This is a genomic window from Halopiger xanaduensis SH-6 (assembly GCF_000217715.1).
Classification (GTDB): Archaea; Halobacteriota; Halobacteria; order Halobacteriales; family Natrialbaceae; genus Halopiger; species Halopiger xanaduensis.
The window spans coordinates 3,575,137-3,589,080 of sequence record NC_015666.1 but is presented as its reverse complement, the minus strand read 5'-3'; the positions used below and the strand labels follow the sequence as shown (position 1 = coordinate 3,589,080).

Annotated in this window: 12 protein-coding genes; 6 read left to right on the top strand and 6 right to left on the bottom strand. The window is 66.7% G+C overall.

Annotation, left to right across the window (positions count from 1 at the left end):
• Positions 1-42 precede the first annotated feature (42 nt).
• Positions 43-1,725, bottom strand: coding sequence for an acyl-CoA mutase large subunit family protein (locus HALXA_RS17395; RefSeq protein ID WP_013881715.1), 1,683 nt, complete (start codon positions 1,723-1,725; stop codon positions 43-45).
• Between the two features lie 127 nt (positions 1,726-1,852).
• Positions 1,853-2,464 carry a GNAT family N-acetyltransferase gene (locus tag HALXA_RS17390; RefSeq protein WP_013881714.1) on the bottom strand — a complete coding sequence of 204 codons (612 nt, stop codon included), beginning with the start codon at positions 2,462-2,464 and terminating at the stop codon, positions 1,853-1,855.
• Between the two features lie 335 nt (positions 2,465-2,799).
• Between HALXA_RS17390 and HALXA_RS17385 the strand changes: the two genes are divergently transcribed.
• Positions 2,800-2,982 (top strand): hypothetical protein, encoded by a 183-nt coding sequence (locus tag HALXA_RS17385; RefSeq protein WP_245550048.1) that lies wholly within the window; start codon positions 2,800-2,802, stop codon positions 2,980-2,982.
• Between the two features lie 35 nt (positions 2,983-3,017).
• Here the strand turns inward: HALXA_RS17385 and HALXA_RS17380 are convergent, their stop codons facing one another.
• Both HALXA_RS17380 and HALXA_RS17375 read right to left on the bottom strand, forming a co-directional pair.
• Complete coding sequence (locus HALXA_RS17380; protein ID WP_013881712.1) at positions 3,018-3,980, bottom strand: M48 family metallopeptidase; 963 nt, start codon at positions 3,978-3,980, stop codon at positions 3,018-3,020.
• Positions 3,981-4,116: 136 nt separating this feature from the next.
• Complete coding sequence (locus HALXA_RS17375; RefSeq protein ID WP_013881711.1) at positions 4,117-5,043, bottom strand: hypothetical protein; 927 nt, start codon at positions 5,041-5,043, stop codon at positions 4,117-4,119.
• 166 nt (positions 5,044-5,209) lie between these two features.
• On the opposite strand from HALXA_RS17375, the gene HALXA_RS17370 reads away from it, so the two are divergent.
• The gene (locus HALXA_RS17370) at positions 5,210-6,877 is read left to right on the top strand and encodes an aldehyde ferredoxin oxidoreductase family protein (protein WP_013881710.1); all 1,668 of its coding nucleotides are present in this window, start codon (positions 5,210-5,212) and stop codon (positions 6,875-6,877) included.
• Positions 6,878-7,213: 336 nt separating this feature from the next.
• Here HALXA_RS17370 and HALXA_RS17365 read toward each other — a convergent pair whose 3' ends face one another.
• Positions 7,214-7,771: an NAD(P)/FAD-dependent oxidoreductase gene (locus HALXA_RS17365; protein WP_013881708.1), complete on the bottom strand. Its 558-nt coding sequence runs from the start codon at positions 7,769-7,771 to the stop codon at positions 7,214-7,216.
• Between the two features lie 137 nt (positions 7,772-7,908).
• Complete coding sequence (locus HALXA_RS17360; RefSeq protein WP_013881707.1) at positions 7,909-9,213, bottom strand: cation:proton antiporter; 1,305 nt, start codon at positions 9,211-9,213, stop codon at positions 7,909-7,911.
• 160 nt (positions 9,214-9,373) lie between these two features.
• On the opposite strand from HALXA_RS17360, the gene HALXA_RS17355 reads away from it, so the two are divergent.
• The 4 genes from HALXA_RS17355 (at position 9,374) to HALXA_RS17340 (ending at position 13,932) form a co-directional block, all read left to right on the top strand.
• Positions 9,374-10,003, top strand: coding sequence for a hypothetical protein (locus tag HALXA_RS17355; protein WP_013881706.1), 630 nt, complete (start codon positions 9,374-9,376; stop codon positions 10,001-10,003).
• Between the two features lie 177 nt (positions 10,004-10,180).
• Complete coding sequence (gene pdhA, locus HALXA_RS17350) at positions 10,181-11,266, top strand: pyruvate dehydrogenase (acetyl-transferring) E1 component subunit alpha (RefSeq protein ID WP_013881705.1); 1,086 nt, start codon at positions 10,181-10,183, stop codon at positions 11,264-11,266.
• On the top strand, positions 11,259-12,224 hold the full coding sequence (locus HALXA_RS17345) for an alpha-ketoacid dehydrogenase subunit beta (protein ID WP_013881704.1): 966 nt from the start codon (positions 11,259-11,261) through the stop codon (positions 12,222-12,224). Before pdhA ends, HALXA_RS17345 begins: the two co-directional genes overlap by 8 nt.
• Positions 12,225-12,324: 100 nt before the next feature.
• Entirely contained in the window at positions 12,325-13,932 is a 1,608-nt protein-coding gene (locus HALXA_RS17340; RefSeq protein ID WP_013881703.1) for an FAD-dependent oxidoreductase, read from the top strand.
• Positions 13,933-13,944 lie beyond the last annotated feature (12 nt).

The window sequence follows — 13,944 nt, the reverse complement described above, 5'->3', positions numbered from 1 at the left end:
TTTCTCCGGGAAATTCACAATTCCGAGCGCAGCCAGCGCAGCCTACAGCGCGCTACCGGGCTGATACTCGCCGAACTCGTCGCGTAACACGTCGCAGATCTCGCCGACCGTCGCGTAGGCCTTCACTGCGTCGATGATCGGCGGCATCAGGTTCTCGTTGCCCTGGGCTGCATCGCGCAGCGCCTCGAGCGCCGCGTCGACGGCCTCGTCGTCCCGGCCCTCGCGAACCGTCTCGAGGTTGTCGATCTGCCGTTGCTGGTCCTCCTCTGTGACCTCCTCGACGTCCACCGTGGGATCTTCGTCGACCTCGAACTCGTTGACCCCGACGATGATGCGCTCCTTTTCTTCGATCTCCTTCTGGCGGTCGAAGGCGGTGTCCTGGATCTGGCGCTGGACCCACTGTTGTTCCACCGCGTCGAGCATCCCGCCGCGCTCGTCGACCTCCTCGAGGATCTCGTACGCTTCTTCCTCGACCTCGTCGGTGAGGGATTCGACGTAGTAGCTGCCGGCCAGCGGGTCGATGGTGTCGGCGGCGCCGGACTCGTGGGCGAGGATCTGCTGGGTTCGGAGGGCGGTGCGGACCGACTCCTCGGTGGGAAGCGCGAGCGCCTCGTCCTTCCCGTTGGTGTGGAGGCTCTGGGTCCCGCCCAGCACGGCCGCCAGCGCCTGGTAGGCCACCCGAACGACGTTGTTCTCGATCTGTTGAGCGGTCAGCATCGAGCCGGCGGTCTGGGTGTGGAACTTGAGTTGCTTCGATTTCGGGTTCTCGGCGTCGAATCGCTCGTCCATGATGTCGTGCCACATCCGGCGGGCCGCCCTGAACTTCGCCACTTCCTCGAAGATGTTGTTGTGACCGTTGAAGAAGAAGGAGAGCTGTGGAGCGAACTCGTCGACGTCCAGACCCGCGTCGAGGGCGGCTTCGACGTACTCGATGCCGTTGCCCAGCGTGAAGGCCAGTTCCTGCGCGGCCGTCGAGCCCGCCTCGCGGATGTGGTAGCCCGAGATGGAGATGGTGTTAAATTTGGGCGTCTCCTCCGCGCAGAACTCGAAGATGTCCGTGATGATCCGCATCGACGGCTCGGGCGGGTAGATGTAGGTGTTGCGCGCGATGTACTCCTTCAGGAGGTCGTTCTGGATCGTCCCGCGCAACTCCTCGCGGTCGACGCCCTGCTTGTCGCCGACGGCGATGTACATCGCCAGCAGCACCGAGGCCGGCGCGTTGATCGTCATCGACGTCGAGACCTCGTCCAACGGAATGCCGTCGAAGACGGTCTCCATGTCGTCCAAGGAGTCGATCGCGACGCCGGCCTTCCCGACCTCGCCGGCGGCCATGTCCGCGTCCGAGTCGTACCCCATCTGCGTCGGCAGGTCGAAGGCCATCGAGAGCCCGGTTTGGCCCTGATCGAGCAGGTAGTGGTACCGCTCGTTGGTGTCCTCGGGCGTCGAGAAGCCGGCGTACTGGCGCATCGTCCACAGCCGGCCGCGGTAGCCCGTCGAGTAGACGCCCCGGGTGTAGGGTGGCTCGCCCGGGTAGCCGAGATCCTCCTCGTAGTCGAGGTCGGCGACGTCCGCGGGCGTGTAGAGGCGGTCTACCTCCTGGCCGCCCGTATCAGTCGTAAAGGTCTCCTTGCGCTCGCCGAAGCGCTCGACCACGGGCTCGACCGACTCAGCCTCCCACTCCTCGTGGCCCTCCCGGATCGCCTCGAGATCGTCGGGATCGAACATTATAGATCAGTATGGTCGGGGAGGGCTTGAAGATTGATATCCGGTGCAGAATTGCCCGCCGACACCCGCGCGGAGTCGATCCCGAACGCCGTCGGCCGGCCGCTCGAGGGACGGCGCACGCAAACGATCAGCGACCCGTATCGTACTTGTACGTCGTTGATTCCGGGTCGATCCCGAAATCCTCGGGCGTCTCCGTGTTCTCGACCTCGTCGCGGCCCTCCGGCGCCCGCTTGAACGCCTCGCGGAGCCGCTCGGGCATCCGGAACCGGTCCACCTCGAGCGCGTAGGGAACCGCCTCGGGGTCGACGCCGTCGCGCTTCTTCGAGAGTCGGTTCTGCAGCGGATCCGGCAGTTGGGACTCCTCGACCCGCCGGAAGCCGAACTGCGCGAGGTAGCCGCCCTCGCCCGTCAGCGCGTAGACGGTGTCGAACCCCTGATCGCCGGCGTACTCGACGAGCCGTTCGACGACGTGGGCGCCGACGCCCTGACCGCGCCACTCCTCTAAGACGCCGATGCTGGTCAGTTCGCAGACCTCGTCGGGTTCGTTTTCGTCCTCGTCCTCGCTCTCGCCGTCGACCTTGTGAATCCGGATCCGGCCGAAGCCGGCCTTCTCGTCGGACACTTCGTCGACGGCGAGGACGTAATCGCGCGAGCGGAACGCCGTCTCGTCGAGCCCCATCGACTCGATGTGGTCGAGCAGCCAGACCTCCTCCCTGTTTTTCGCGTCCCGCACGTACATGCCTCCACGTAGGTCGCGTACGGCCAAAAGCGTTTGCGGGTTGCCACGATGCCGGTCCGAAGTACGCGCCGCCGGATTCGATTCGGTTTCGGTGACTCGAGAAGCGTTCTCGCCACGATCCGCTGTCGGTATATCCCATTACACTCGAAATAAGTGTCCAATCGTCCATCTATAATACTATCTATTCGCGTAGTCGCAGAACAGTTGCACAATTTGAGACCATACAGGCAAACTATTTATCTCGCCATGTTGGTTGTTATCATACCATGGCCGAATGCGACCGCTGCGGCGACGAGGTACCGCGCCTATTTGAGCATCGGGCTCGCGGTGAAACCATGACGCACCGCCGAACGCGACGCGTCTGTGCGGACTGCCATCCGACGGTTCCGAACGCTCCGCAGATCCCCGTCACCGACGGCGGTACCCGCGCCGCGACCTGTCCGACGTGTTCCGGCGTGACCATCGAGACCGACGGTGTCTACACCTGCCTCGAGTGCGGCTGGTCGGGATCGCACTGATTGGCAGCCACCGCGCCGGCGGCCGTCCCCGCCGGTCACTGAATCTCGATTCGATTCCGCGTTCCGCTCGATCTTCGCGCCCGATCGGCCAGTCGCTCGACTCGGTCGTCCGTCGAGGGGTGTGTCGAGAAGAGCCGGGACCACGCGTCTTCTCGCTCGTCCGCATGGACGTACAGCGGTGAGAGGAGCCCGCGCCGGGTATCCGCGACGCGCTGAATCCGACGGAGTGCACGGGCGAGCGCGAGCGGGTTGCCGGTTACGTTTGCGGCCCGGTCGTCGGCCGCGAACTCCCGGCGTCGCGAGTGGGCCCGAACCAGGGCCGTAACCGCGAGCAGGGCGACTGCGACACCGCGTTCGGCCCAGCGCACGACGCGCCCGAAGACCGTCTCGGGCCAGGCCTGCGGGCGACCCCGCATCCACGCGATCGAGCGGGCGAGTCCGCCGATCAGGAGCAGCGCCGGCAACAGCCCCACGACGGCAAGCCCCGCGATCGTCCGGAAGACGCTGTACGCCAACGTCTGGACGAACGCGTCGTACCCCTCGAGGTGGGCGAGTTCGTGGGCGACCAGCGCCTCGAGTTCCTCGAGCGACAGCAGGCGAAAGAGCGAGCGATCGAGGACGATGACGCCGCCGGTCGCGCTCCCCAGCGCGAAGGCGTTCGGCGTCGGCAGTTGCGCGATCATCACGGTCGGCGGCTCGACGTCCATTCGATCCGCGAGCCCGTCTAGCCGCCGGTACAGCGTCGGAGCGCGTGATCGCGGGAGCTCGACGGCCTCGAGTTGCGAGAGCAGTTGGGTCCGCCCGAAGCGGTAGCTCAGGTAGCCGACGACGAGCCCGACCCCGACGACGATCGCGAGCGTCGTCGCCGGATCCGGCGCGGAGAGCCACAGCGTCGCGAGTCCGAGGTACGAAAGCGCCGCCAGCCCGGCGTAACAGCACAACACCGCGAAGCCGACCAGGACGAGCAGGGCTCGCGGCGCCGTCCGGGTTGCGCTCATCGCGCGTACGTAGGGGCGGCCCTCGCAAACGCGTTTCGCGTTCGAGACGACCCAAGCGCAGTCGTCGTATCGCCGTCCGCCGCTGCCGATCCGCCCTCGAAGCACCGGTCCGGCCGCGTCAGCGCGGTAGTGCGCGTTAGTCGGCCGACAACGCCTCCTCGAGTCGATCTTCGATCCGATCGAGTTCGTTTTCGAGGGCCTCGCCCTCGGCCCCCTCGAGTTCGTCGATCCGGTCGGCGATCCCCTGCAGCCGCGAGTACTTTTCGTCCTCGTCGACGCCGGTCTTCTGAACGTAGACGTCTTCCTCGACGTCGTACACTGCGTCTTCCTCGAGGTCGGTCACCGACAGCACGACGTCGAGTTTCTCCGCGTCGACGCCGAGCACCCACTCGCGAGGGATGCCGTGCGAATCGAGCGCGTCGAGGACCGTCTCGTCGTCCTTCGGTCGGCGGCGCTCGCGGACCGTCCGGCGAACGGTGCCGTACCGGCCGTGGAGCTCCTGCTCCGGCCCGAGCCGCTCGAGCAGCGGTTCCCGCGCGGACTTCCGGAGTCGATCGGCGCCCCGCTGGACGTCCGAGGAGAGGACGTAGAGATCGGTCAGCGGGTCCGTCTCCAACTCGTCGGGCTCGTCGGCGTCCTCGAGGCGCTCGAGGAGCGTTGCGAGCAACAGCGCGTCGTCGTGGACGCGTTCGGATCGCGTGCGCGCCTCGGCTGCCGGGACGAGGAACGGACTCTCGCCGGCGACGGCCGCGTCCGGATCGCGCGCGATCAGGTCGTTGACGACGGTGAACTCGTCGGCCAGCGTGAGCACGACGGCGTAGGGTTCGACCCCCGGCTGGAGATCGTCGACGGCGATCTGTCCCGCGTCGAGGCCGTCGACGAACACCTCGAACTGCTCGCGCCAGAGCGGTCGCTCCTCCTCGCTGTCGTCGAAGCGAATAATAATCCGATCGTCGGCCGACCGGACGACGCGGAATCGGCGCTCTGAAACCGGCGTCTCCAGCGCCGCGCCCGCCTCGAGGTTCGCACACTGTCGCGTGAGTGTCTCCCAGATTCCCTCCATACACTTGTTGTCGCTATATAGAATCAAAAATCAGCGGCACGCAAGTGCGGTTTCACAGCGGCTACGATTGCCGCTCAGGCGTTCCGACGGCTCTCGGCAAGGGTCACAGCTGAAACCGCCGGTACCGGGTCGCAAAACTAAGGCCAAGTATGTGGTGCATGTGCGCATGCTTCACTCGAGGGGACCGCTTCGCACCGTCGACGTCGGCGAACGAACCGCGCGCGAAACGTCGATCGACGACGTCCTCGAGCGCTTCATCGGCGGCCGCGCAGCGGCGACGGTGCTCGCACACGATCGAATCCCTTTCGACGCGGCGCCGTTCGGTCCGGAAAACCGGCTCTACCTCTCGACCGGCCCGCTTCAACAGTCCCGAATGTCCTTCACCGGTCGGATGAACATGACCGGACTCTCGCCGTTGACCGACGGGTTGACCTCGGCTAATGCCGGCGGCTACCTCTCGCGAAATTTCGTCGGCACCGGGATCAGTGCGCTCGAGATCGTCGGCGAGAGCGACGAATTGCTCGCGATCCACGTCCGCGACGACGGCGCGACCTTCGAACCGGTCCCCGAACTCGAGGGTGTGACTGTTCCCGAGACGGCGGATTACGTGCAGGAGCACCACAACCTCGGCCCCGAACACTGCGTCGCGATCGGCCCGGCGGGAGAGAATCGAGTGCGGTTCGCGTCGGCGATGACCTACGACTCGCGGGCCTTCGGTCGGGGTGGGCTGGGTGCAGTACTGGGCGCGAAGAACGTCAAGTGCATTACGTTCGACGGCGACGCCGAGCCGCCGGTCGATATTCCGGACGCCCCACAGACCGAGGTCCACCGCGCGGGGGCCCGGTCGGACGACCAGCGGCGCCGACAGGGAACGACCGGCAGCACGGAGTTCATCAACGACCACTTCTCGCTGCCCACGCGGTACTTCGCCGACACCTCGTTCGAGGGAGCAGCAGCCATCGGCGGCGAGGCGGTCGCAGAGAAGAAGTACGAGAAGGGCGCGTGCTCGGCCTGCGCCTACGCCTGTAAACTCCCCACGCGCGACGAGGAAACCGGCCTCGAGACGGAGGGTCCGGAGTTCGAGACCGTCTACGCCTTCGGGTCGCTGCAGGGAATCGACGATATCGTCGACGTCATGCGCGCGAACGAACTGTGCGACTCGCTGGGGATGGATACCATCTCGGCCGGCGTCACCGTCGCGGCCTACCTGGCGAGCGTCGACGAGTTCGGCAACGCCGAACTCGCACAGGAGCTGACGGAGAAGATCGCCTATCGAGAGGGGATCGGCGAGACGCTCGCGGACGGCCTCGCCCGCTGTCACGACGAGCTCGGCGTCGCGGACTACACGGTCAAGGGAATGGAGCTCCCGGCCCACGACGGCCGCGTCCTGCACGGTCAGGGGCTGTCCTACGCCGTCTCGAACCGCGGCGCCGACCACCTCTACGCCAGCATGCTGACCCTCGAGTACGGCGGCGAACTCGATCCGCGGGGGACGGTCGGGAAGGCCGACCGTCTCGCCCGCGAGGAAAACACGGCCGCGCTGTTCGATACGGGTATCATCTGCGTCTTCGGCGGCGACTACGTCACCGAGGAGTACCTCGAGACCCTGTTCGACGCCGACTACGAGGACCTGCTCGAGGTCGGCGCGCGAACCGTCCTCCTCGAGCGCCACTTCAACAACCAGCGGGGGTTCGACCGCGAGGACGATACACTGCCGTACGAGATTCCGGACCTCGAGGCGGCGATCACGGCGTACTACGAGGCGCGCGGGCTGAACGAGGACGGCACGGTGCCGGAATCCGCGCTCGAGGAGCGCATCGATACGGCTGATTGAGCCACTCACCGCCGCTCGCCACCGTTGATGGGCGTCACGACATCGGACAGTGTAGCCCGCGCACCCGCATTCAATATCGCAATATGGGATTTATCCTTTCCCTGCACGGATCTGTAGCGGTAACGACTTATCTGCTGTGTGCCGGCTCAGGAGCGTACCCCCGTCGGATTCACATACTGCTGGGCGAGCTTGTGGTGGAACAGTTCCTCGAGGTCGGTGATGCGGTCGGGGTTGGTCGTCACCATGCGTCGTGCTGGGTCGGATAGGCGATAACCGTGAACCCCGAAAGGGGCGACCTGAACCGCGGTTGATCTCGACTCCCACCTTCGACTCGAGTTACGGCACGTCGTCGGGAACGTCGAAGTCGTGGAAGTGCTCGCCCTTCTCCTTGCTCAGGATGTCCAGCGCCGCTGAAGCACCGTCGCCGGCGGCGATGACGGCCTGCCATTCCTCGTCGCGGACCATCGCACCCGTGGCGTAGAGGTCCTCGACGCTCGTCTCGGTGTCGAGGTCGACGTCGACGGTTCCGTCATCGGAAAACGCTACCTCGAGATCCTCGGCGATCGACCGGTCCGCGCCGGTCGCGAGGACGACGTAGTCGGCCTCGTAGGTGTCTTCCTCGGTCTCGATCTCGAACCCGTCGCCGCTCGGTTCGACGTCGGTGACTTCCTCGCCTTCGCGGACCTCGGCGCCGCGGTCGCGCACTTGTCCGCGCGTGAGTTCCATGAACTCGCTGCCGCTGATGCTCCGGATGGCGGGGTAATTGAACAGGTGGGCCTTGTGCATCCAGGTCTCGTCCGTGTCGAAGACGACGGTCTCGAGGCCGTTCTTCGCGGTGAACAGTGCGGCGCTCAGGCCGGCGGGGCCGCCGCCGACGATCGCGACGTCTACCATGGTCTCGCGTCAACGAACGGACGGATAAAGGATTGTAACGGCGGCGGTGACTGTAGCAGGTTGTAACACGCGTCGCTGCTCTCAGCACCACCGGACGGCCCTGGAAACCGGTACTCGAGCGACTCGAACCCCGGGTGTTACCCCAGATCGTCGCCGATCGTCTCCTCGAGGCCCGGTTCCTCGCCGAGTCGCTTTTCGATGACCGGCGTGGCCGTAATTCCGAGCACCACTGCCGAGAGCAGAATCGACGTCGCGGCGACGGCCCAGAGCCGCTCCGCATCTGCGAAGGGTGCCTGGTTCAGCGCGTACGCGAGGTAGTAGAACGTCCCGATGCCGCGCAGTCCGTAGACCGAAATCGCCAGCCGCTCGCTCCAACTGCGGTCGAATCCAAGCAGGGCGATGATGCCGGCGACCGGCCGAACGAGGAAGACGATCACGACCGCGGCGAGGAACAACTCGAGGGTCAGCGGCTCGAGGAGGCCGCCGGCGATGGCGCCGCCGAACAGCGTCATGATCGCGACCTGCAGGAGCTGTTCGGCCTTCTCGGAGAGGTCGTGTAAGGGTTCGTAGAAGGCGTGGCGCCGCTCGTAGTCGCGAAGCACCGTCGCGGCGACGAAAACGCCGATGAATCCGTACCCGCCGAGGACCTCGACGATGCCGTACACCGCCAGGGTCCCGCCCAGCGCCTCGAGGCCGAGCATCGCCTTCGGAAGGGGCTCCGAGACGGGTGCAATAAACACCAATCGAGCCAGCAGCCAGCCTAACACGAGGGCGACGCCGACGCCGACGACGGTTCGGTAGACGACGTCGATGAGCAACCACTCGCCGACCCAATTGCCGGGTGCGACGCCGACCAGCGCCATCGCGACCGCCAGGTTCGTAAACGGGAACGCGAAGCCGTCGTTCAGTCCGGACTCTCCCGAGAGCGCGAAGCGAACTTCGTCTTCCCGTCCGTCGGCTTCCGGCTTCGGTTGCTCCTCGGTGCTTCCGCCGGGGCCTTCGACCTGTACTTCCGAGGCGACGACCGGGTCGGTCGGCGCGATCACGGCGCCGAGCAGTACCGCAGTCGGGATCGCGAAACCGGCCCACCAGCCGACCAGCGCCGACAGCCCGATCGTCACCGGCATCGTGATCCCGAGGAGCCGCCAGACGCTTTCCCACGATCGCAACCCCGGCGGGCGGTCGAGTTTCAGTCCGACGGTCATCAGCGCGATAATCACGCCGAGTTCGGTCAATCGCTCGGCCATGTGCCCCTGTGCGAGCGGATCCGGTTCGGGGATCCCGAGCGGAAGCGAGAACAGGATAAATCCGTAGGCGATATAGAAAATCGGGTCCGTGACGGGAACGTTCGAGATGAACCGCGGCAAAATCGCGATGCCGAGGATGGCGACGCCAACGAGGATCAGGACGAAATTGTACAGCTGAAACACCTCGAGGGCCATTGGCTATCGAATCGGTATCTGAGCCGGCTCAAAAGGGATTGGCGTTGCATATGACGCGAACCGTCCCGGCAGCGGCTGCCGCGCAGGTGCGCGGCGAAGCGTTTTCCGTCCGCCCGGAAAAGACCCGTCAGCGACGCGAATTGGTCCTCCCTCGCCGAATATGAACAGACGCCACCTGTTAACTCGATGTGCCGGCGCCAGTGCGGCACTGGTCGCCGTAAGCGGGTGTACCGAAGAGACGCTCGCGGAGACCGAGACGAAGCCGCCGTTCATCGAGATCGACGACGAGGAACTCGATCTCCCGGTCGACCAGCAGGTCGAAGTGGTCGAAGCGGCCGTGGTCCGGGCGGACGACGCCGAGATCGAAACGATCGACGACCTCGAGGCGTTTCTCGACGACGAGGGGCTGCCGGTCGAACGGCTCGAGGAAGTGGAAAAGCCCATCGCGGAGAAACTCGAGACCGAGCGCGAGGATATCGACGAGATCGACAACGAGCCCCACGGCACGGGAACGGTTCTGGCGTTGGCGTTCGTCCATCCCGATCGAACGGAGACCGGCACGCTCGAGCTCGTCGGGCTCGTCGCCGGCGGCTACGCGGCGCTCGTCGCGTCGGGAAACGACGCCGAACTGCTCGAGGCGACGGTGCTCGACGACGCGGCCGAGCTCTTCGGCAGCTTCCACGTACTCGCGGAGTGGGCCGAGGAGTACAACGAGGGGACGACGTCGGCGCGGAGCTACGGGACCAAGCCGTGGATGACGATGAAAACGGTCCCGAGCGGAGACTTGTGATTCCGTTCACGATGACATCGGCCGTCGAAGCGGTGCTCGAGTGCTCGAGACGCCGTCGATTTTCCTGCACGCAATTGCTCCGCCGATCGCGTTCGATCCCGACGGCCCGTAAGCGCCCGTCGCACGCCGGGCGGCGCAGTAACTCGCTGGCCGGCGTAGTGGTGCCATCCGATCACCATGCCCCGCGAGGACGTAGCCGAGTTCACCATCGAGTCCGTGCAGGTACTCGCCGAGGACGAAACGGTCGACGAGGAGTTGGTTCCCGACCTGAGCGACGACCAGTTGCTCGAGCTCTACGAGTCGATGAAGCGGTCCAGACGGCTCGACGAGCGCGCGATCGCCCTCCAACGGCGCGGCGAACTGGGGACGTACGCGCCCGCGATCGGCCAGGAGGCCGCTCAAGTCGGTACCGCGTTCGCCATGGCCGACGGCGACTGGATCGTCCCCTCGTTCCGCGAGCAGCCGGCCCTCCTCGTCCGCGGAACGCCGCCCGAGCAGATCCTGCAGTACGCGCTGGGGATGGAGGAGGGCGCCGAGATCCCGGACGGCGAGGGCGCCCTGCCGCCGGCGATCCCGGTCGGCAGCCAGCCGCTGCACGCCGTCGGCGTCGGCTGGGGAGAGGCGCTGCAGGACCGGGACAACGTCGCTGTCACCTACTTCGGCGACGGCGCGACCAGCGAGGGCGACGTCTACGAGGCCTTTAACTTCGCCGGCGTCTACGACGCCCAGACGGTCTTCGTCTGCCAGAACAACCGCTACGCCATCTCGACCGGCATCGAGAAACAGACTAAGGCGGAGACGTTCGCCCAGAAGGCCATCGCGGCCGGTATCGACGGAATCCGGGTCGACGGCAACGACGTGCTGGGCGTCTACCGGGTCGCCCAGGAGGCCATCGAGCAGGCCCGCGACGGGGAGCCGGTGCTCATCGAGGCGCTGACCTACCGGCGGTCGATGCACACGACCTCCGACGACCCGACCGCCTACCGCGAGCCCGAGGAGGAGTCCGAGTGGGAGGCCCGTGACCCCATCCTCCGCTTCCAGGTGTTCCTCGAGGACCGCGGCCTCCTCGACGACGAAACGGAAGACGAGATCGACGAACGGATCGAGTCCGAACTCGCCGACGCGATCGACCGCGCGCGAACGGCGCGCGAGGAGGTCGATCCCGCGGACATGTTCCGCTACGTCTACGACGAGATGCCGCCCTATCTGGAGGCGCAACTCGAGGCCTTCGAGGCGGAGCGGGGAGGTGAGACGGATGGCTGAACGCCTCCGGATGATCGAGGCGGTCGGCCGGACGCTGCGCTCGGAACTCGAGCGCGACGACAGCGTCGTCGTCTACGGCGAGGACGTTGGTCGGGCCGGCGGCGTGTTCCGGGCGACCGAGGGGCTGATCGACGACTACCCGAACCGCGTGTTCGACTCGCCGGTCGCCGAGGCGGGCATCGTCGGCGTCGGCGTCGGCCTGGCCGCCACCGGTATGCGGCCCGTCCCCGAGATCCAGTTCCAGAGCTTCCTCTACCAGGGCTTTCACCAGCTCGCCCAGCACGTCGCCCGAATTCGGAGCCGCACCCGCGGGACGATCACCTGTCCGATGACGATCCGGACGCCCTACGGCGGCGGGATCCACGCCCTCGAGTTGCACTCCGAGAGCTTCGAAGCCGGCTTCTCGCACGTGCCGGGCCTGAAGGTCGCGATTCCGTCCTCGCCGGCCGAGACGGCGGGGCTGCTCCGGTCGTCGATCCGCAGCCCCGATCCGGTGGTGTTCATGGAGCCGACGCGGCTCTACCGCTCGTTCCGCGAGGAGGTCCCCGACGATCACGAGGTACCGCTGGGCGAGGCCCGCGTCGTTGAGGCGGGCGACGACGTGACGGTGGTCGCGTGGGGCTCGATGCTCCGCGAGACGCTCGAGGCCGTCGACGAGATCGACGCGAGCGTCGAGGTGATCGATCCGCGGACACTGTACCCGCTCGACACGGAGACGATCGCCGACTCGGTGCGGAAGACCGGCCGCTGCGTCGTCGTCCACGAGGCGCCCCGAACCGGCGGGCTGGCCGGCGAGATCACCGCCCGGATCAACGAGGAAGCGTTCCTCTACCTCGAGGCGCCGGTCGAGCGTGTCACCGGCTACGATGTCCCCGTGCCGCTGTTCGCCCGCGAGGACGGCTACCTGCCCGATGCGGAGCGCATCGAAGACGGGATTCGGCGCGCGCTCAAGTACTGAGCGCGGTGAGCGTCGTCTCGAACGAGCGTCCCGCGAGGCGACCGTCGCATGGCCCAGCCTTTTGCCCCCCGGTGTGGATAGGGAGAGGCGCTGATTCCCCATGTCCGACGATCCCGCTAATTCGAAACCGGACGCCTACGCCGGTCCCGACCCCGCGTCTCTGCGCCCCGAGTCGCTGTGGCTGGCCACGACGCCGACGACCGACTACGAACCGTTCGACGACGGACTGGACGTCGACGTCGCCGTCGTCGGCGGCGGCATCACCGGCCTGACGACCGCGCTCGAACTGAAGGAAGCCGGAAAGGCCGTCGCCGTCCTCGAGTCGGACCGCATCGTCGAGAGCACGACGGGCCACACGACGGCGAAGCTCACCTCCCAGCACGGCCTCATTTACGACACGCTGCTCTCGCAGTTCGACGAGGACAAAGCGCGCCAGTACGCCGACGCGAACGAGGCGGCGATCGAGGAGGTCGCGCGACTGATCGACGAGTACGACATCGACTGCGACTTCCGGCGGACGCCGGCGTACACCTACGCGGCCTCCCCCGACGACGTCGAGCAGATCCAGGACGAGGTGCGGGCAGCCCAGCGGCTCGACCTGCCGGCGTCGTACTTCGAGGAGACGCCGCTGCCCTTCGATACCGGCCCGGCCGTGCGGTTCGACGATCAGGCGGAGTTTCACCCCCGAAAGTACCTGCTCGCGATCGCCGAGGCGATCCACGGCGACGGCAGCTACGTCTTCGAGGAGACGCAGGCGCTCGATCTCGAGCCCGGTTCTCCCTGCCGTCTCGAGACCGAGCGCGGGGAGGTCGTCGCCGACGACGTCGTCGTCGCGACGCACTTCCCCTTCCACGACCGGGCGGGCTACTTCTCGCGGATGCACCCCCACCGCGCGTACCTGCTGGCGGTCCGGATCGAGGAAGAACCGCCCGAGGGGATGTACTACAACACCGCGTCGCCGGCGGCGACGATGCGGACGCACCCGGTCGACGCTGCGGCGGCGGAACACGGCGACGCCGCGGAAGGCGAGGAACTCCTCATCGTCGGCGGGCAGAGCCACAAGCCGAGCGTCAGCGGCGTGCCGACCTCCGAGCGGTACCGTCGCTGCGAGCAGTTCGCCCGCGAGAACTTCACCGTCGAATCGATCGAGTACCGCTGGTCGACGATGGACTACTCGCCCGTCGACCAGGTCCCCTTCATCGGCTCGATCGACCCGTTCTCGAAGCACGTCTACGTCGGCACCGGGTTCAAGGGCTGGGGGATGACCGGCGGCACCGCCGCCGGGGTGATCCTCTCAGATCTGATCGTCGAGGGCTCGAGCCCGTGGGCCGACGTCTTCGATCCCCAGCGGCTGCCGCCCAAATCCGCCGCGAAGACCTTCCTCGAGGAGAACAGCAAAGTCGGCGGTAGCTTCGTCGGTGACCGGATCAAGTCGATGCTCCGGTCGCTCGGCGCCGATGCGGACGATATGCCGGAGGCGGGCGACGCGAGCCTCATCCGACGAACGGGCCGCCCGATGGGCCTCTACCGCGACGAGGACGACACGATCCACGCCGTCTCGGCGGTCTGCCCCCACATGGGCTGTCTCGTCCGGTGGAACGACGCCGAGCGAACCTGGGACTGCCCCTGCCACGGATCCCGGTTTACCCACGAGGGCAACGTGCTTTCGGGACCGGCGCTCGAGGGGTTGCCGTACCGGGAGCTGTGAGCGCAGCGAGGA